The sequence below is a fragment of the Cupriavidus sp. 01L45 genome (genome assembly GCF_056399885.1).
Genome location: NZ_JBFTSG010000002.1, coordinates 100,246 through 119,441 on the forward strand (window position 1 = coordinate 100,246; position 19,196 = coordinate 119,441).

General features: G+C 67.7%; 17 protein-coding genes. 7 read left to right on the forward strand and 10 right to left on the reverse strand.

Annotated features, from left to right (window positions below; translation table 11 throughout):
* Positions 1–13: 13 nt before the first annotated feature.
* The 6 genes from purE to AC1DT6_RS02045 form a co-directional block, all read right to left on the reverse strand.
* Positions 14–511: a 5-(carboxyamino)imidazole ribonucleotide mutase gene (gene purE, locus AC1DT6_RS02020; protein WP_035869268.1), complete on the reverse strand. Its 498-nt coding sequence runs from the start codon at positions 509–511 to the stop codon at positions 14–16.
* A gap of 60 nt (positions 512–571) precedes the next feature.
* Positions 572–1,480: a phosphoribosylaminoimidazolesuccinocarboxamide synthase gene (locus AC1DT6_RS02025; RefSeq protein WP_441635984.1), complete on the reverse strand. Its 909-nt coding sequence runs from the start codon at positions 1,478–1,480 to the stop codon at positions 572–574.
* A 173-nt stretch (positions 1,481–1,653) separates the two neighbouring features.
* Positions 1,654–2,718, reverse strand: a complete 1,065-nt coding sequence (gene fba / locus AC1DT6_RS02030) for a class II fructose-bisphosphate aldolase (protein WP_477114426.1) — start codon at positions 2,716–2,718, stop codon at positions 1,654–1,656.
* Positions 2,719–2,842: 124 nt separating this feature from the next.
* The gene (gene pyk / locus AC1DT6_RS02035) at positions 2,843–4,279 is read right to left on the reverse strand and encodes a pyruvate kinase (protein WP_477103313.1); all 1,437 of its coding nucleotides are present in this window, start codon (positions 4,277–4,279) and stop codon (positions 2,843–2,845) included.
* Positions 4,280–4,292: 13 nt separating this feature from the next.
* On the reverse strand, positions 4,293–5,192 hold the full coding sequence (locus AC1DT6_RS02040) for a DUF4349 domain-containing protein (protein ID WP_477103312.1): 900 nt from the start codon (positions 5,190–5,192) through the stop codon (positions 4,293–4,295).
* A 32-nt stretch (positions 5,193–5,224) separates the two neighbouring features.
* The gene (locus AC1DT6_RS02045) at positions 5,225–6,433 is read right to left on the reverse strand and encodes a phosphoglycerate kinase (RefSeq protein WP_441629322.1); all 1,209 of its coding nucleotides are present in this window, start codon (positions 6,431–6,433) and stop codon (positions 5,225–5,227) included.
* A gap of 351 nt (positions 6,434–6,784) precedes the next feature.
* Between AC1DT6_RS02045 and AC1DT6_RS02050 the strand changes: the two genes are divergently transcribed.
* Positions 6,785–7,948 carry a helix-turn-helix transcriptional regulator gene (locus AC1DT6_RS02050; RefSeq protein ID WP_441629320.1) on the forward strand — a complete coding sequence of 388 codons (1,164 nt, stop codon included), beginning with the start codon at positions 6,785–6,787 and terminating at the stop codon, positions 7,946–7,948.
* Here AC1DT6_RS02050 and AC1DT6_RS02055 read toward each other — a convergent pair.
* The 4 genes from AC1DT6_RS02055 to AC1DT6_RS02070 form a co-directional block, all read right to left on the reverse strand.
* Entirely contained in the window at positions 7,921–8,244 is a 324-nt protein-coding gene (locus AC1DT6_RS02055) for an AzlD domain-containing protein (protein WP_477114427.1), read from the reverse strand. The genes AC1DT6_RS02050 and AC1DT6_RS02055 overlap by 28 nt on opposite strands.
* Positions 8,241–9,059, reverse strand: a complete 819-nt coding sequence (locus AC1DT6_RS02060) for an AzlC family ABC transporter permease (RefSeq protein ID WP_441629317.1) — start codon at positions 9,057–9,059, stop codon at positions 8,241–8,243. The genes AC1DT6_RS02055 and AC1DT6_RS02060 overlap by 4 nt, the downstream gene beginning before the upstream one ends.
* A gap of 228 nt (positions 9,060–9,287) precedes the next feature.
* On the reverse strand, positions 9,288–10,313 hold the full coding sequence (locus AC1DT6_RS02065) for a Bug family tripartite tricarboxylate transporter substrate binding protein (RefSeq protein WP_441629315.1): 1,026 nt from the start codon (positions 10,311–10,313) through the stop codon (positions 9,288–9,290).
* A 177-nt stretch (positions 10,314–10,490) separates the two neighbouring features.
* Positions 10,491–13,430: a DEAD/DEAH box helicase gene (locus tag AC1DT6_RS02070; protein WP_477103318.1), complete on the reverse strand. Its 2,940-nt coding sequence runs from the start codon at positions 13,428–13,430 to the stop codon at positions 10,491–10,493.
* A 1,080-nt stretch (positions 13,431–14,510) separates the two neighbouring features.
* Here AC1DT6_RS02070 and AC1DT6_RS02075 point away from each other — a divergent pair.
* The 6 genes from AC1DT6_RS02075 (at position 14,511) to AC1DT6_RS02100 (ending at position 19,178) form a co-directional block, all read left to right on the forward strand.
* Entirely contained in the window at positions 14,511–15,431 is a 921-nt protein-coding gene (locus AC1DT6_RS02075) for a branched-chain amino acid transaminase (RefSeq protein ID WP_441629313.1), read from the forward strand.
* 58 nt (positions 15,432–15,489) lie between these two features.
* Positions 15,490–15,684, forward strand: a complete 195-nt coding sequence (locus AC1DT6_RS02080; protein ID WP_035869287.1) for a zinc-finger domain-containing protein — start codon at positions 15,490–15,492, stop codon at positions 15,682–15,684.
* A gap of 121 nt (positions 15,685–15,805) precedes the next feature.
* Positions 15,806–16,828 (forward strand): lipopolysaccharide heptosyltransferase II, encoded by a 1,023-nt coding sequence (gene waaF / locus AC1DT6_RS02085; RefSeq protein ID WP_441629311.1) that lies wholly within the window; start codon positions 15,806–15,808, stop codon positions 16,826–16,828.
* A 57-nt stretch (positions 16,829–16,885) separates the two neighbouring features.
* Complete coding sequence (locus tag AC1DT6_RS02090) at positions 16,886–17,326, forward strand: YybH family protein (protein WP_035869293.1); 441 nt, start codon at positions 16,886–16,888, stop codon at positions 17,324–17,326.
* A 55-nt stretch (positions 17,327–17,381) separates the two neighbouring features.
* The gene (locus AC1DT6_RS02095) at positions 17,382–18,455 is read left to right on the forward strand and encodes a YheT family hydrolase (RefSeq protein ID WP_441629309.1); all 1,074 of its coding nucleotides are present in this window, start codon (positions 17,382–17,384) and stop codon (positions 18,453–18,455) included.
* Positions 18,456–18,578: 123 nt separating this feature from the next.
* Positions 18,579–19,178 carry a DUF2946 family protein gene (locus AC1DT6_RS02100; protein ID WP_441629307.1) on the forward strand — a complete coding sequence of 200 codons (600 nt, stop codon included), beginning with the start codon at positions 18,579–18,581 and terminating at the stop codon, positions 19,176–19,178.
* The last annotated feature ends 18 nt before the right edge of the window (positions 19,179–19,196 follow it).

A 19,196-nucleotide genomic window follows, 5' to 3' on the forward strand; every position in this document is an offset into this window, starting at 1 on the left:
TGTTGCTTGCGTGTTATACCGGCAGCGTCATCGCGCGCGCAGCTTCGGTCTGCCTGGCACGGAATGCTTCCAGCGCCGCGGCCAGCGCGTCGTCGGTGGTGGCCAGCGTGGCGATGGCGTGCAGCGCGGCGTTGGCGGCGCCAGCCTCGCCGATGGCGAAGGTGGCGACGGGCACGCCCTTGGGCATCTGCACGATCGACAGCAACGAGTCCTCGCCGCGCAGGTAGCGCGACGGCACGGGCACGCCGAATACCGGCACGATGGTCTTGGCGGCGATCATGCCGGGCAGGTGCGCGGCACCGCCGGCACCGGCGATGATGGCGCGCAGGCCACGTTCACGCGCCGTGGCGGCGTACTCGAACATATCGTCGGCCATGCGGTGGGCGGATACCACGCGCGCTTCGAAGGCCACGCCGAAATCCTTCAGCATGGCGACCGCGTTCTGCATCACGTCCCAGTCGGAACTGCTGCCCATCACAACGCCGACCAGCGGCTTGGCTGTATTGCTCACGTTAAATCCTTAAATATCGTCTGGCGCCTGGTGGCGCCAGTCCTCGCCATCCGGCAATGATTACTGCAGTTCCTCGCCGGTCAGGCGCGTCAGCGCCTCGCGGTACTTGGCGGCGGTCTTCTCGATCACGTCGGCCGGCAGCGCCGGTGCCGGCGCGGTCTTGGGCCACGGCTTGCCGTCGATACGCACCGATTCCAGCCAGTCGCGCACGAACTGCTTGTCGAAGGACGGCGGGTTGGTGCCGACCTGGTAGGAATCCGCCGGCCAGAAGCGGGAGGAATCCGCGGTCAGCACTTCGTCCATCAGCGTCAGCGTGCCGTTCTCGTCCAGGCCGAACTCGAACTTGGTGTCGGCAATGATAATGCCGCGCGTGGCGGCATAGTCGGCCGCTTCCTTGTACAGGCGGATCGAGATGTCACGCATCTGGCGGGCCAGGTCGGCGCCGATGCGGGCTTCGGTTTCGGCGAAGGAGATGTTCTCGTCGTGCTCGCCCATCTCGGCCTTGGCGGCCGGGGTGAAGATCGGCTCGGGCAGCTTCTGCGCGTTCTGCAGGCCGGCGGGCAGTTCGATGCCGCAGACGCTGCCGGTAGCCTGGTAATCCTTCCATCCGCTGCCGGCCAGGTAGCCGCGCACCACCGCTTCCACCAGGATCGGCTTGAGGCGCTTGACCACCACGGCGCGGCCTTGCACCTGCTCGACCTCGGCCGGGCTCACGACGCTCTCGGCGGAGACATCGGTCTCGTGGTTCGGCACGATGTGGGCCAGCTTCTTGAACCAGAAGTTGGCCATCTGGTTGAGCACGCGGCCCTTGGCCGGGATCGGCTCGCCCAGGATGACGTCGAAGGCCGACAGGCGGTCGGTGGTGACGATCAGCAGCTTGTCGTCGCCGACGGCGTAGTTGTCGCGGACCTTGCCGTGACCGAGCAGCGGCAGCGAAGTGATGGAGGACTGATAGAGAGCGTTCGACATGGTGGTTCCGATAGGAGGCACTAACAGAATGATCCCGAGTGATCCTGAGTGACCCGGCGCATCATTTTGTTAGTGCCTCTCGGGCCCCGGCAACATGCGCCGGGGCCTGAAAAGCGTCGTCCCCGCGCCTCTCCTTGTTACGGGATCAGGGCGGGGACGGCACGGGGTTCGGCTTACTGCACGACCTGGGCGAGTTCGCCCGACTTGTACTTCTGCGCGACGGCGTCCAGCGAGACCGGCTTGATCTTGGATGCCTGGCCTTCGCAGCCGAAGGCGATGTAGCGTGCCTTGCAMACCAGCTTGGCGGCTTCGCGGGCCGGCTTCAGGWACTCGCGCGGATCGAACTTGCTGGGGTTCTCGGCAAAGAAGCGGCGGATCGCGCCGGTCATGGCAAGGCGGATATCGGTGTCGATATTGATCTTGCGCACGCCGAACTTGATGGCTTCCTGGATTTCCTCGACCGGCACGCCGTAGGTTTCCTTCATGTCGCCGCCGAACTGGCGGATTTCGGCCAGCAGTTCCTGGGGCACCGAGGACGAGCCGTGCATCACCAGGTGGGTGTTGGGGATGCGGGCGTGGATTTCCTTGATGCGGTTGATCGCCAGGATGTCGCCGGTGGGCTTGCGGGTGAACTTGTAGGCGCCGTGCGAGGTGCCGATGGCGATGGCCAGGGCGTCGAGCTGGGTGGCCTTGACGAAGTCGGCGGCCTGTTCCGGGTCGGTCAGCAGCATGGAGTGATCCAGCTTGCCTTCGGCGCCGAYGCCGTCYTCCTCGCCGGCYTSGCCGGTTTCGAGCGAGCCCAGGCAGCCMAGTTCGCCTTCGACGGTCACGCCGATGGCGTGCGACATCTGCACCACCTTGCGGGTTACGTCGACGTTGTATTCGTAGTCGGCCGGGGTCTTGCCGTCTTCACGCAGCGAGCCGTCCATCATCACGGAGGAGAAACCCAGGTCGATCGCGGCCTGGCAGATCACCGGCGACTGGCCGTGATCCTGGTGCATCACCACCGGGATATGCGGGTAGGCTTCCACGGCGGCTTCGATCAGATGGCGCAGGAAGTGCTCGCCGGCATACTTGCGCGCGCCGGCGGAGGCTTGCATGATCACCGGCGCATTGACCTCGTCGGCGGCCTGCATGATGGCCTGAACCTGTTCCAGGTTGTTCACGTTGAAAGCGGGCAGACCGTAGCCGTTTTCGGCGGCGTGGTCGAGCAGCTGGCGCATCGATACGAGTGGCATGTCAAAACTCCTAAAGAAAGAATGGGGTGTCTCGGTATTCGTTTATTCGTCTTCGCATATTGGCTATGCGTGTGCGGCTGATCCTACGTGCACGGCGGCCGGCGTTCTGTCCGGCGCGGCACACTCAGGCGCCGACGCGGACAATCTTCAGCGTATTGGTGCCGCCCGGCTGGCCCATCGGCTCGCCAATGGTCAGCACGATAAAATCGCCGCGCTGCACAACGCCGCGCGACAGCAAGAGTTCCTCGGCCTGCTCCAGCGCGGTATCGCGGTCGGCGCTGGCTTCCAGCGGCAGCGGCACCACATTGCGGTAGAGCTGCATCTTGCGCTGCGAGGCCACGTTGGGCGTCATCGCGTAGATCGGCACATGGATGCGGTGCCGGCTCATCCACAGCGCGGTGGCGCCGGAATCGGTCAGCGCGGCGATGGCCTTCACCTGCAAATGATAGGCGGTGAACAGCGCGCCCATGGCGATCGACTGGTCGATGCGGCCAAAGGTCTGGTTGAGGAAATCGGTGTCGAGCTGGACCACCTCGGATTTCTCCGCCTCGACGCAGACCGCGGCCATGGCTTCCACGGTTTCCACCGGATAGCGGCCGGCGGCGGTCTCGGCCGACAGCATCACGGCGTCGGTGCCGTCCAGCACGGCGTTGGCCACGTCCGACACCTCGGCGCGCGTCGGCACCGGGTTGACGATCATGCTCTCCATCATCTGGGTAGCGGTGATGGTCAGCTTGTTGGCCTCGCGCGCCAGCCGGATCATGCGCTTTTGCAGCGCCGGCACGGCCGCGTTGCCCACTTCCACGGCCAGGTCGCCGCGGGCCACCATGATGCCGTCGGAGGCCTGCAGGATCTCTTCCAGCACGCCCGGGCGGATCGCCTCGGCGCGCTCGATCTTGGCGATCATGCGAGCCTTGTGCTGGTGCGGCTGGCCGGCCACGGCGGCGAGCTGGCGGGCCATTTCCATATCGGTGGCGTTCTTGGGAAAGCTCACCGCGACATAGTCCGCGCCCAGCGCCATGGCAGTCTTGATGTCGTCCATGTCCTTGGCGGTCAGCGCCGGCGCCGACAGGCCGCCGCCCTGGCGGTTGATGCCCTTGTTGTTGGACAGCTCGCCGCCGATCCGGACCGTGGTGAAGATCTCGTGGCCGAGCACGCGGTCCACCACCAGCACGATCAGGCCGTCGTTGAGCAGCAGCAGGTCGCCCGGGCCCACGTCGCGCGGCAGGTCTTCATAATCCAGGCCCGCCCGCTCCTGGTTGCCCAGGGTGCAGGTGGAATCAAGGATGAAAGCGTCGCCCGGCTGCAGCGTGATCTTGCCGTTCTCGAACTTGCCGACGCGGATCTTCGGCCCTTGCAGGTCGGCCATGATGGCGACTTCCCGGCCGCAGGCCCGGGCCGCCTCGCGCACCAGGCGGGCGCGCTCGATATGGTCCGCGGCTACGCCGTGGGAGAAGTTCAGGCGCACCACGTCGACCCCTGCCGCGATCATGCGCGTGAGCATTTCCAGCGTGCTGGAGGCGGGACCGATGGTGGCGACAATCTTGGTCGAGCGGGTCATTGGCAAATCTTCCTTATCGAGGGCCAGCGCCGTCCGGCGGCGCCGGCACGGCTTGCTTCCTGCGCGCCACGCGGCGCCGGCGCCAGGCCAGCGCCAGCCACAGCAGCGGCACGCCAACCAGCAGCCAGGGCAGCGCGCCGGCGGCCACGCGGATCAGCACGGCCAGGCTGCCGAGGAACAACTCGGCGATATCGTTAAAAGCGTCGCGCAGCGGCGATACCTTTCGTTGGCTGACAAAGCTCTCGCGCGCAATAAAGTCGATACGGACTTCGTTGCGGTCGGTTTGCGCCGCCAGCATCTTGCGCAGGCCGTGGATGGTATCCAGTTCGCCCTGCACGCGCGCCAGTTCGCGCTCCAGCTCGATCACGTCGCGCAGCGGACCGCGCGCGTTCTGCAGCATGGCACGCAGGCGGTCGCGCAGCTCGGTGGTGTTCTTGATGCGGGCCTCGGCATCGATCACCTGGTCGGTCTTGTCTTCGCTCGACACGGCGTTGGATACCACCGTGCCGCCTTGCTCCGCCGCTTTCAGCAGGTCCGGCAAGGATTTCGGCGCGATGCGCGCGCGCAGCTCGCCACGCGGCGATGCGCCATCGCGGCTGCGCGTGAAACCCGCCTCCAGCAACTCGCAGCCCAGCGCCTGGCAACGTTGCACCACGCTCTTCCAGCCGGCCTCCAGGGCATCGGCGGTATTCTCCACCGTCAATGCGTACTTGAGCGCGAGGTAGCGGCGCTCCGCTTCCTGCTGCTCTCCCTGTCCACCCTGCCCGCGCGCCATTTCCGCCGCCGCCATGCCCGCGGCCGGCGCGGCAGCCAGGGTGCGCCCGTCGGGCGCGCCGCCCGGGCGGCCGCAGGCGGCCAGGGCCAGCAGCATCGCGGCCAGCAGCAACGCTGCAAGGCCGCGCCTGCCGCCCATGTCCCCGCCAATCCCCCGCAGAGCCGCCACCCTCAGCCCGCGGCGCGCTGTTCCAGCACCTCGAAAGCGGGCAGCTTCTTGCCCTCCAGGAACTCCAGGAAGGCGCCACCGCCGGTGGAGATATAGCCCACGCGGTCAGCGATGCCATATTTGGCGATGGCCGCCAGCGTGTCGCCGCCACCGGCGATCGAGAAGGCCCTGGACTCGGCAATGGCATGCGCCAGCACCTGCGTGCCGTTGCTGAACTGGTCGAATTCGAACACGCCGACCGGGCCGTTCCACACGATGGTGCCGGCGGCCTTGAGCTGCTCGGCCAGCATCTGCGCGGTCTTGGGGCCAATGTCGAGGATCATGTCGTCGTCGGCCACTTCCTTCGCGTCCTTGACGGTAGCCGTGGCGGTGGCGCTGAATTCCTTGGCGCACACCACGTCCACGGGAATCGGCACCGAAGCGCCGCGCGCGGCCATCAGGTCGATGATGGTGCGGGCGTCGGCCACCAGGTCCGGCTCGGCCAGCGACTTGCCGATCTTGAGGCCGGCCGCCAGCATGAAGGTATTGGCGATGCCGCCGCCAACGATCAGGTTGTCGACCTTGCTGGCCAGCGTCTTGAGGATGGTCAGCTTGGTGGACACCTTGGAACCGGCCACGATCGCCACCAGCGGGCGCGCAGGCTGGCCCAGGGCCTTGCCCAGCGCATCGATCTCGGCAGCCAGCAGCGGGCCGGCGCAGGCGATGGGGGCGTACCTGGCGATACCGTGGGTGGTGGCCTCCGCGCGGTGCGCGGTGCCGAAGGCGTCGTTCACATAGACGTCGCACAGCCTGGCCATCTTCTGCGCCAGTTCGTCGCTGTTCTTCTTCTCGCCCTTGTTGATGCGGCAGTTTTCCAGCAGCACTACTTCACCGGGCTTGACCTGGCTGACTTCGCCGGTGCCGTCGACCCAGTTCTGCACGAGCTTGACGGGCTTGCCGAGCAGTTCGCCCAGGCGCGCGGCTACGGGGGCAAGCGAATCCTCGGGCTTGAACTCGCCCTCGGTGGGGCGGCCCAGGTGCGACGTCACCATGATGGCAGCGCCGGCCTTGAGGCAAGCCTCGATGGCGGGCACCGAGGCGCGGATACGGGTGTCTTCGGTGATATTGCCGGCGTCATCCTGCGGCACGTTCAGGTCGGCGCGGATAAAAACACGCTTGCCGGCAATTTTGCCTTCGGAGATGAGATCGGAAAGACGCAGGACAGAGGTCATGGCGGTGGCTGGGGAGCGAAAATCGGGGAAAATCGGCATTTTACCTGATCGCAAGAGCCATTTTGCGCGATTGGAACCACGATGCACCCTGCCGTGAGTGCTGCAATCGCCGCATGCGGCGAACGACGTGCCGCGTCCTTGCAACGCACCCCCTGAAAGGAGGGTGCGACAATCGGCCTGCGTCTCGTACGCTCATGTCGAAGCGCGCGATGTATGCACAAAATATGCACGCAAAAACATAGCCGGAGGCCCGCTACAGACGGGACCCAAGGCACGGAGCCGGGCACGCCCGAATGAGCGGCGTCGGCGCCACACGGCTGATGCCGTTGTCGCGAAGGCAGGGGGGTAATCATGAACGAAGACATGCACGGGGCAATCCGTGGCTTGTACGAAGGGATTCTTGACGCGCAGGCGTGGCAGCAAAGCTTGTACACCATGAGCGGCATCGTTGGCAGCGCGCATGCATCGATGATCGTGCGCGACACGGATCGCGACCTGATGACGGTCAATGAAATGGTGCGCCCGGTACAGGAGTTGTTCAGCGCCTACGAAAAGGAGTTCCACGAAATCGACCCGGGCAAGCTGTTCGCCCACAACCTGAGCCCCGGCGAGTGGTACATCGACGTGCGCGATTTCGGCGAGGGCGCGATGCAGCGCAGCCCGTTCTACCGCGACTTCTTCCACCGCTTCGGCCTGTGCTCCTATGCGGCCTGCCTGGTGGAGCGAAAGCCGCACTACGAAGTGTATTTCTCCCTGCAGCGCGCCTTCTCGCAGGGCATGTTCACGGCAGCGGACGTCAGCGCGCTGGACTGGGCGCTGCCCCATATGCGCAGCGCCATAGCCATGCGCGATCGTACCGTCGAGCTGTCCACGCTGGCGCAGCTATCGGCGCAAATCCTGGAACGGCTGTCGTTTGGCGTGATCGCCTTCTCGCCCGAGCGCCGCGTCTTGCTGAGCAACAGCATCGGTGAGCGCTGGGTGCGGCGGCTCGACCCCGCCGGCAAGACCAGCGAGTGGCAGCTGTCGCGCTCGCTGCCGGACATGATAGCCGCGGCCTGCTCGCTCCAAAGCACGGTGCCGGCACAGGCCGCGATGGCACGCCATGCCGATGGCGGCAGCGCGCAGCTGATCGTGATGCCGCTGCCGCCGTCCCATATCTTCGCGCTGCCCTGGCAAAAGCCCAGTGCGCTGGTGGTGATCCATGAAGACGCGCATGCGCCGGTGCAACTCCCGCACCTGCTGCGCGAAATCTACGGCCTGACCCCGGCCGAGATCCGCCTGGCCACCCTGCTGGCCACCGGCATCGGCCTGCCCGAAGCCAGCGAGCGCCTGCGTGTGCGGCATGAGACCGCGCGCAGCCAGCTCAAGGCGGTATTCCTCAAGACCGGCGCCACCACGCAGGCCCGCCTGACACGGATGCTGACCCAGCTGAGTACCGCGCTCGGGCCCGGCACGGGAACCCCTGCTCCGGAATCCGCGCCCGACGCTCAACCGAGCAATCGAAGCGCTGTATAGACCGCCATGCCTGCCGCGATCATGCCAACCATGCGCCGCGTCAGCAGGTAGAACACCAGGGCGACCGCCCCGGCCACCAGCTTGTAGTTGCCCGGCGCAATGGTGAAATGCCCCTGCCACGTCATCAGGTCGGGCAGGATGATGGCCRCCAGCGCCGCCGCCGGCGCGTAGCGCAGCGCGCGCTGGATGCGGTCGGGCACCGTCACGCGCTCGCCCGCCATCAGGAACAGCGCGCGGGTGACGATGGTCACCACCGCCATGCCCACCAGCGCGACCCAGATCTCGAGATGGCTCATGAACGGTCCTCGGCCGACTGGGGAGGCACCTGCGCCGCCGCATGCTCCAGCTTGCGGCGGCGGATACCGCGCAAGGTCGCCCGGGCCGCCAGTTCGTCGCTGGCCATGCCGGCCGCGATCGCGCCCACCACTGCCGCCACCAGGCCCAGCCGGTAAGGCAAGTGAAAGCACAGCAGCGCCAGGGTCGAAGCCACCGCCACCGCCAGCATCGTGGAACGCGAGTTGATGGTGGAGACCATGACCGGGATCAGCGCGAGGGTACCGGCCAGCCCAAGGCCCCAGCTATCCGGGAACGCGCTGGCCAGCACGATGCCGATGATGGACGAGACCTGCCACATGGCGAAGTTGGTCAGCGCCATGCCCCAGAAGTAGCCCTCCTTGCCCGGCTCGTGGCCCGGCGTGGCATAGCGCTGCATGAAGTAGACGAAATGCAGGTCGCCGTTGAAGGACCCCAGCAGGGTGCGGCGCCACAGCGGCAGGTAACTGAAATGCGGCTGCAGTCCCGCACTGAAGATGACAAATCGCAGGTTGACGATGGCGGCGGTCAGCCAGACCGTCCACAACGGCAAACCCGCCGCGAACAGCGGCAGCACCGACAACTGGGCCGAGCCCGCGTAGACCAGCAGCGACATGCCGATCGCCTCGGGCACGTTCATCACCGATTTGCTCATGGCCACGCCGGTCACCAGCCCCCAGGAGAACACCGCGGGCAGGGACGGGGCGAAATAGCGCGCGCCCTCGATAAAGCCGGCCCGCTCGGCCGGGGCAATACGATGCCAGGGACGCAGCAGGGCCTGGGGCGGTCGGAATGTCATGTTCTAAGGTCTTGGGGGGAAGCGGCGCCGGCTCCGCCACAGTGGAAAGCCTGGGGCACGTGAGTTGCCCGACGGGCGGGGCGCGCGGGCAAGGCCCCATTATAGGGCCAGCCCCGGCCACTCGTAAGCAACCGCTTAACAGATTCGCCGTTGCCCTTGGCTGGGGTGCCTGCAAATAAAAAGCCCCCGCATGCGGGGGYCCTGCAGGTGGGGACGGCCGTGCGGGATTCAGTCGATCGAGGCGCCCACGCTCTTCACCACGCCGGCCCACTTCTGGCGATCCGCCTTCACGGTGGCCCGGAACTGTTCGACCGTCTCGATCCGCGGCGAATTGCCGGCATCGATCAGTTTCTGCCGGATCGCCGGCGTTTCCAGCGCGACCTGGACCGCGTCATTGATCTTCTTGCTGATCCTGGCGTCCAGTCCCTTGGGTCCGAAGAAACCAAACCAGATAGTGCTGTTAAACCCGGCCAGGCCACTCTCGGCAATCGTCGGCACCTCCGGGATCACCGCCACTCGGTTCCTGGTGGTCACGCCCAGCAGCCGGACCTTCCCCGCCCTGTATTGCGGCAACACGCTCTGCACCTGATTAAAAATGCAGCAAACCTCGCCCTTTAGCACGGCCTGCAACGCATCCGGGCCGCCCTTGTACGGCACGTGGACCATGTCCAGGCCGGCGCGCGCATTGAACTCGGCGAAGGCCAGGTGGGTGCCGGTACCGTTGCCGGTGGACGCGTAGTTGTACTTGCCCGGATTGGCCTTGACCTTCTCGATGAATTCCTTCACCGACTTCACGTCGATCACGGACGGGTTGACCGTCAGCACATTGGACACTTCCACCAATGGTGCCACGGGCGTGAAATCGGCCTCGGCGTCGAACGGCAGGCTCTTATACAGGGCCGGGTTGATGCCGTGGGTGGCGGCGGTGCCGAGCAGCAGCGTGTAGCCGTCGGGCTTGGCGTGCGCGACCACTTCGGAGGCCACGTTGCCGCCCGCGCCGGGGCGGTAGTCATAAATGATGGTGGTCTTGAGCGACTTCTGCAGCGATTCCTGCAGGGTGCGGCCGACCATGTCCACGCCCGAACCGGCGGTAAAGCCCATCAGGATGGTAATCGGCTGGGCGGGCCATGCCGGGTCCTGGGCACGGGCCGGCGCGGCCAGCGTGCAAAGCGCGGCCAGGGCGCCCAGACCGGCTGCCAGGCGAGAAACCGGGCGGGAAACAAGGGAAATGCGGCGGGATGCAATGCGGAGCATGGGGGTACCGTCGGAAAAATGAATGCGGGTCGGGGCTGCCGGCCGGGGTCTGGCGCCCCGGGCCAAAACAGCAAGATACCAACGATCCGCCGCATTACCAACGATGGAGTTCGCTTGAAGGTATGCCATGTTGGTATAAGCAGACATGGAGCGGAATCGCGATGGGCAACGACGCCCCTAGTTGCGCAGCAGACCCACCAGTTCGTCGATGTCTGGCAGCGCGGCCGCCGTGCCGGTCAAGCCGTCCCCGCCCTCCCCGATCTCCAGGATGCCGTCGGCCAGCGCCCGCTTGCCGTGGTGCAGCGCAAGGATGCGCTCCTCGATGGTGCCCGCGCTGATCAGCCGGTACACCGTCACCGGCCGCTGCTGCCCGATGCGGTGGGCGCGGCCCATGGCCTGGTCCTCGGCGGCCGGGTTCCACCACGGGTCGGCGATGATCACGTAGTCCGCCGCGGTCAGGTTGAGGCCGAAACCACCGGCCTTCAGGCTGATCAGGAAGACATCGCCCTGCCCCGCCTGGAAAGCCGCCACGCGCCGGGTGCGCTCGGCTGCCGGCGTGGCGCCGTCCAGGTACTGCCACGCCAGCCCGGCCTCGTCCAGTCCCCGGCGCAGCAACTGCAGGAAGTCGACAAACTGGCTGAACACCAGCGTCTTGTGGCCGTTGGCGGCCAGTTCGCCGGCCAGTTGCACGAACGCGCGCACCTTGGCGCCCTCCTGCCCCAGATCCAGCTCGGGCGTGACCAGGCGCGCGTCGCAGGCGGCACGGCGCAGCCGCATCAGTTGCGCCAGCACATGGATGCGTGCCTCGGCGCCGGGCTGGCCGGAGGCGGTCCGGCGCGCCTTCGGGCCGCTGACCGCTGCCTCGGCTTCGGCCAGCGCCTGGCGGCGCAGCGCTTCATAGTGAGCCGCCTCGACCGGCTCCGGCTCGATGCGCAAGACCAGTTCGGTGCGTGGCGGCAGTTCGTCCAGCACCTGGGCCTTGGTCCGGCGCAGCACGAACGGCGCGATCATGCGGCGCAGCCGCTGGGCCGCCTCGCGCACGCCGTTGCGCTCGATCGGCACGGCGAAGTATTCGTTGAAGCGGACCAGCGAGCCAAGCAGGCCCGGGTTGCAGAAGCGCATGATCGACCACAACTCGGCCAGGCGGTTTTCCACCGGCGTGCCCGACAGCGCCATGCGGAAGCCGGAGCGCAGCTCGAACATCGCCTGCGAGCGCTTGGTGGCGGCGTTCTTGAAGGCCTGCGCCTCGTCGGCCACCACCGTGTGCCATTCCCGCTTGCAGAACGCTTCCCGGGCCTGGAGCAACAAGGTGTACGAGACGATCACCATGTCATGCGGGCCGGCGTGTTCCAGCAAGGCCGCGCGCTCGCCCTCGGCATAGATGTGCACGCGCAGCGTCGGCGCGAAGCGCCGCGCCTCCTCGGCCCAGTTGCCGCAGACCGAGGTCGGCGCGATGACCAGCGCGGCGCCGCCGTCCGCCCGCGCCAGCATCACCGCCAGCGCCTGCAGGGTCTTGCCCAGTCCCATGTCGTCGGCCAGGCAGGCGCCGAAACCGGCTTCGGCCAGCGACATGGCCCAGCGGAAGCCGTCCTCCTGGTAAGGCCGCAACTCGGCGGCAAGGTTGGCAGGCAGCCGGGCATCGCCGTCGCGCGCCCGGCGCAGGCGCGCCACGCGCTGGCGGAAATGCGCGTCGGGATCGATGCCCGCGCCGGCCAGCACATCGTCCAGCCAGGGCGCCGCCATCAGCGGCACCTTGATGCCGCCGGGCACGCTGTGCGCCACGCTCGCGAGGTCGCGCAGCCGCGCGCGCAGGCTGCGCGTGAGCGCCACGTAGACGCCCTGGCCCATCGGCATGAAGCGCCCCGCATGGCTGCCGGCCCACGCCAGCAACTGGCCGAGCTGCAGCACCAGCCCCTCGGCCACGCTCAACTCGCCGACCAGCTTGAACCATTCGCTCTCGGTTTCGATATGCACCGCCAGTTGCGGGATGTCGGCGCCCACCACCCGTATTTCCTTGCCCCTGGGCCACTCCACCGCCAGCACGCCAGGCAGCCCGGGCAGCTGCTCGACCACCGACAGCGCTTCCTCCGGGTCGGCCAGGGTCCAGTCGTATTCGCCGCTCTCGGGCGAGCGCGGCACCAGGAAAGGCAGCGCGTCAAAGACTTCGGCCACGTGGGTCAGCTCGGACTTGAGATCGCGCACCGTGGCGAGGCTCTCCCCCTTGACCGCCGCCATCAGCCGTTCGCGCCCGCTGCCCGGCGCCAGCCGTGGCCCGAGCGGACCGAGCGGCGTCACCACCAGGCGCAGGGCCAGGCCCTCGCCCAGCGGCGACAGCTCGGCCCGCAGACGGCTCTCGGTCTCGAGTTCGCGGGCGCTGCCGTCGTGGTCAGAGTGCACCTGGAAATGGCCGGACAGCGCGCGCAGCGTGGCGTCGAGCTGGGCATGCGCTTCGGCTGGCACCGCCAGCCCGTCGGCGATCAGTTGCGCCGCGCCTTGCTGCGCGGGCGTCAGCCGGATCACGCGCAGGCGCTGCGAGCCTTCGCGCAGCACGGTGATCTGGCGCAAGGCCTCGGCATCCGCGCGGCTGCCGGCGGGCAGGAAGCTGTCCAGCGCCGGCGCCTCCCGCACCGGCGGCGAGACCCGCAGCGTATAGCGCCCGCCCTGGCGCACGACTTCCAGCGTGGGCGCCCCTTCCACCACTTCCAGCGTCTGCTCGGGCGCTTGCGCCAGCACGACGCCAGGATGCCCGACCAGGGCGAGCATGGCCGCGGCGCGATCGAGTACGTAGCGCCGGTGATAGGACTGGTCACGGCGGACCGCGCGGGCTACGCGGGCATCCCAGGGCTCCAGGCGGTCGTCCTCGGCGAGCCGGGCCAGCGGCAGCGGCCGCGGCTTGTTCCAGCCGCGCGGACCGCGCAGCTGCTCCAGCGGCTCGATGGTGCCGAGCGCGCCGTCGGCGTCCAGGCTGAGCGCCCACAAGATGCGGCTGGCACTGGCGCCGTCGGGCGCGCGCGCCTCGCCCGCAAGGGTCTGCAGCGCTTCGAGCGCCAGCCGCCAGCTCTCCTGGCGCTGGCCGGCGAAGAAGACGTCCGGCACCGGCTCGCCGGCCTCCAGCATCCGGGCCGCATTGAGTTGCTGCCCGAACCAGCGCAGGCCACAGGCTTGCAGACGGACATGCAGGCCGTCGATGGCTTCGGCGCGGGCCGCCGCTGGCTGGCGGCGTCCGCTGGCTTGCGCCACATCGCCCAGCCAGGCGCGCAGCATCACGCGCCAGAATTGCGCGAGCGGCGGCACTTCGGGACGCAACTCAAATGCGGCTTCGTCCAGGCGAGCGTCGCCGCGATGCACCGCGAGCGCATGACACCACAGCCCCCAGCGCCCGGTAGGCGCAGGGGTGCGCGAGCCGGCTTCCGCCTGGCAGAACTTGCGTGCCTGATCGAGGTGCGCGGGCGTGCGCTGGGCGAGCAAGGACAGCGGGTAGTATGGCGCCAGCGCGGGCGACAGCAAGCCGGTGCGCTGGCCGCGCTCGGTTCGCAGGCTCTTGAGCGCGGCTTCGAAACCGGCCTGGGCCCCCGCCCAGTCGCCATCCCCGGCATGCGTAAAGGCATGCAGCGCCAGCGCCTGGCCGCTGCCGGGCACCGTGGCCAGCACCGCCAGCGCACGCTGGCGCTCGCCGCCATACAGCAAGCCCTCGGCCAGCACCCCGCGTAACCGCCCCGGCACCGTGGCGAATTCGCCGTCGCCGCGTGCCTGCGCATCGGCCAGGTAGTCCAGATAGGGCCGCAGGGCCGGGTCCCAGTCCGCATACAGCGCATCCAGCACCGCGTGCAGCATGCGCCAGCGCCACGGCGATACCACCCGCGCCAGCGCCGCCGGCCCGCCGCTGCCCAGCGCCGCGGATACCAGCAGCCGGGGCAGGCCGGAACCCGTCTCCCATGGCGCCAGCAATTCGTCGATCTCCGCCTCCGGCGCCCCGGCGAAAAGCATCCCGCGCAGCCGTTCGGCGCGCACACCGGCAAGCGGATCGGAATCAGAGGCGGCGGGTCGTGATGATGGCGAAAGGGGCACGGGTGGCGGTGGCGGCATACACAATGTGACGATTTTAGACCCCCGCGAGCCCGCGCCCGCGTTGGCACAAGGGGTCCCGGGGTTTACAATGCCTCCTTTGCATTGCTGACGGCCTCACGGAGAAGAACCATGTCGATGGCGGATCGCGACGGAAAAATCTGGATGGACGGCAAGCTGATCGAGTGGCGCGACGCCAAGATCCACGTGCTGACCCATACCCTGCACTACGGCATGGGCGTGTTCGAGGGCGTACGCGCCTACAAGACGCCGGCCGGGACCGCGATCTTCCGCCTCAAGGAGCACACTCGCCGCCTGTTCAACTCGGCCAAGATCTTCCAGATGCAGATGCCGTTCGACGAGGCCACGCTGGCGGCGGCGCAACGCGAGGTGGTGAAAGCCAACCAGCTCGAATCCTGCTACATCCGCCCGCTGGTCTGGATCGGCTCTGAAAAGCTCGGCGTCTCGGCCAGGGGCAACACCATCCACGTGGCGATCGCCGCATGGCCCTGGGGCGCCTACCTGGGCGAAGAAGGCATGGAGCGCGGCATCCGCGTCAAGACCTCCTCCTTCACCCGCCATCACGTCAATGTCTCGCTGGTGCGGGCCAAGGCCAGCGGCTATTACATCAACTCGATCCTGGCCAACCAGGAAGCCACCAGCCTCGGCTACGACGAGGCCCTGCTGCTGGATACCGAAGGCTATGTGAGCGAAGGCTCGGGCGAGAACGTGTTCGTGGTGCGCAACGGCGTGATCTATACGCCTGACCTGGCCTCGTGCCTGGACGGCATCACCCGCGACGCGATCCTCACCATCGCCCACGATCTCGGCATCGAGGTGCGCGAGAAGCGCATCACGCGCGACGAAGTGTACTGCTCGGACGAAGCGTTCTTCACCGGCACCGCCGCCGAAGTCACGCCGATCCGCGAACTCGACGACCGCGTCATCGGCGAAGGCCGGCGCGGCCCGGTGACCAAGCGCATCCAGGATGCCTTCTTCGCCGCCGTCGGTGGCACCAGCGAACAATACAAGCACTGGCTGACCCTGGTCTGAACACCGGCCAGCCACTTACCTAGTCCTGACAAAAGACCAAGTCCATCCCCGCAACACCATGACGCAAACCGCATCCGTAATCGAAATCGGCGCAGAAGATCTTCCCCTGCACTGCCCCACCGGCAATACGCCCGCCTGGAATTACCATCCGCGCGTCTTCCTCGACGTGACCGACACCGGCGAGGTGAAATGCCCATACTGCGGTACCGTCTACAAGCTCAAGCCAGGCACCGTCATCAAGGGTCACCACTGACACGGCTCGCGTTTCACCGCACCACCCCGATGCTCCGGCCCGCCAAGCGGCGCGCCGGAGCGTTGGCGTGCGTGGCGCGCGCAGACCGCGCCACGCCCATTCTTCCGGCAGCGCCCCATTCATGAAAAAAGCCCTCGTCATCGCCCCCAACTGGATCGGCGACGCCCTGATGGCGCAGCCGCTCTTCGCGCTGATGAAAGCGCGCCATCCGCGCCTGCAGATCGACGCACTCGCCCCCAAATGGGTGGCGCCGGTGCTGGCACGCATGCCCGAGATCCACCAGGTATTCCCCAGCGAACTGGCGCACGGCAAGCTGCAACTCTCCGCACGGCTGATGTTCGCCCAGCAGCTCAAGAACGAAGGCTACGACGCGGCCTACGTGCTGCCCAATTCGCTCAAGTCGGCCCTGATTCCCTGGCTGGCCGGCATCCCGCTGCGCGTGGGCTATCGCGGCGAAGCGCGCTTCGGCCTGCTCAATATCCGCCACGGCAACCCGCCGCGCGACCACCGCCCGCCCATGGTCGAGCACTACGCGCGGCTGGCGCTCAAGCCAGGCGCGCGCCTGCCCGAAGACCTGCCCGAGCCGCGCCTGCGCATCGACCCGGTGCGCATGGCCAAGACCGCGGAGCGCTTCGGCATTGCGCCGCAGACCCGCCTGATCGCCTTCTGCCCGGGTGCGGAATTCGGCCCGGCCAAGCGCTGGCCGGCGGCGCACTTCGCGGAACTGGCGCAGATGCTCAAGCGCTCGTTCCCGTATGCGCAGATCATCACGCTTGGCTCGCCCAAGGATGCCGCGATCGCCGACGAGATCGTCAAAGGCGCGCCGTTCGTGCGCAATCTCTGCGGCCAGACCTCGCTCGACGACGCCGTCGACCTGCTGGCGATGGCCGAAGGCGCCGTATGCAACGACTCCGGCCTGATGCACGTCACCGCGGCGCTGAACCGGCCGCAGGTGGCGGTGTTCGGCTCCAGTGACCCACGCCACACTCCCCCGCTGTCGCAGGCTGCGAGTATCATGTGGCTGCAGCTCGAATGCAGTCCGTGCTTCAAGCGTGAGTGCCCCCTCGGACACTTGCGGTGCCTGAAGGACATCGAGCCCGAAATGGTGTTTGTGGAGCTGCGCAAGCTCCTGCACCGGGCCTGAAGCGCTGACCCGCCGTTCGTAATCATCCGGCCAACGAATCCCTGAGCCCAGTCCACCATGCCTCGTTTTGCCCGCCTGTTCGATTCCGCCGAAGACATCGTAGAAGCCTTTCGCGAGGCCATGAAGCTGCGCGATGCGGACGGCGCCCTGCGCCTGTGGCTGGATGAGGATTCGGTAACGTGCGTGATGCCCGACGGCCAGCGCCTGATCGGCCACGAGCACCTGCGCCAGGCCTTCGCGCAGTTGCTGGCCTTGCAGCCGGTGCTGATCGACGTGATCGAGACCAGCAGCCACACCTCGATGGGGGTCGCCATCTTCGACGTGACCGAAGCCCTGCGCTTCGGCGACGACCGCATCGAAGCCGACCTCTACGTGCACACCACCTATGTGCTGATGCAGAACCACGAGGGCTGGCGACTGGCGCATATCCATTGCAGCCCGGCCAACGCCAGCCAGGTCGCCACCGTCAGCACGGCGCCGGGCCAGGCGCTTCACTAGCGGGATCCGGCGCGGCGCCACGGCCCGGCAGCCCGCCAGCTCCAAGCATCCAGGCATGAGCCAGCTTCCGCCATCGCACCACAGCCCCCCAGGGGCGGTGTCACCCGTTCCGGGCGCCTCCTCGTTCGGCGGCGGCCGCCGCATGCCGTGGTGGCTCTCCGGCGGCCACGCCCAGACCATCATCCCGGCGCGCTTCACGCAGCGCCCTGCGCGCGTGGCCTTCAAGCGCGAGCGCTGGACCGCGCCCGACGACGACTTCGTCGACCTCGACTGGACCACGCACCCGGTGGCGCCCGATACCCCGCTGCTGGTGATGTTCCACGGCCTGGAAGGCGACTCTGGCAGCCACTACGCGCAGGCCATGATGCATGCGCTGGCCGCGCGCGGATGGCAGGGCGTGGTCCCGCACTTTCGCGGCTGCTCGGGAGAGCTGAACCTGGCGCCGCGTTTCTATCACTCCGGCGACTCGGAGGAGGTCCACTGGATCCTGGAACGGCTGCACAGGCAGTATTGCGCGCATGGGCGCAAGCTGCTGGTGGTCGGCATCTCGCTGGGCGGCAATGCCCTGCTGCGCCTGCTCGGCGAACAGGGCAGCGGCGCGGCCTTCATCGGCGCCGCGGCGTCGGTGTCGGCGCCGCTGGACCTGGCCGGCGGTGGCGCGGCGCTGTCGCAGGGCTTCAACATGCTGTACACGCGCATGTTCCTGCAAACCCTCAAGCGCAAGTCCCTGGCCAAGCTAAAGCAGTATCCCGGCCTGTTCGACCGGGAAGCCATGCTCGCCAGCCGCGACCTGTACGCCTTCGACAATATCGTCACGGCGCCGCTGCATGGCTTTCGCGACACCGACGATTACTGGGCGCGCGCCTCCAGCAAGCCCGTGCTCGACCGCATCGCCGTGCCCACGCTGGTGCTCAACGCGCGCAACGACCCCTTCCTGCCGGCGCGCCACCTGCCGGGCCCGGCCGACGTCAGCCCGCAGGTCTGGCTGGAGCAGCCAGAGCACGGTGGTCACGTCGGTTTCATGACGCCGCGCGAAGATAAGCTGCGCGTGTTGCCGGTACTGCCCTATGCGGGGCATATCGAGTGGCTGCCGGCGCGCATCCTGCGGTTTTTCGACGCCGTGGCTTAGCGCGCCGGCGCAGCCCCGCACACCCGTTGCGAACGGATGGCAAACCCGGGCGGCCACCTGAATGAATGCGAGCGGGATGCCCTTCATGGACGGCATGAACGGCCCCGCAAGGAGACAGCGACGATGGATGACACAGTCAAGCAAGCAATGGCCCGCTGGCCCAACGTCCCCAACTGCTACGGCTGGCTGGCGCTGGACCGGCGCGGGCAATGGCGCATGCGCAACGAGTACGCCCAGCAGCACGGCCTGTCCGGCGACCCGATCCGGCACGAAGCGCTGATCGCGTTTATCGAGCGCAACTACCAGCACGACGAGCGCGGTGCCTGGTACTTCCAGAACGGCCCGCAGCGCGTGTTCGTGTCGCTGGCCTACGCGCCGTGGATCGCGCGGCTGCATCAGGGCCAGCTGCGGACCACATCGCAGCACGCCTTCGCGCTGCGCGCCTGCCATGCGGACGAGCATGGCAATGTGCTGCTGGTCGGCGAGGTGGAAGGAGAGAGCGGGAATGCGGGCAAGCCGCAGGTCGCGCTGCTGCACGACCATGACCTCGATGCCTTCAGCAGCGCCTGCACCTGGCACGGTGAGGCGTGCGGCGGCAATCTCGGCGTGTTTCATTTCAACGGTACCGACGTGGCGATCGAACCGATTGTCGAAGACGAGGTGCCGACGCGCTACGGCTTCGTGCGCCAGCCGCTGCCGCCCGCGGGCGAGCAGGCCGCCTGAGCGGCGGCGGCGGGAACA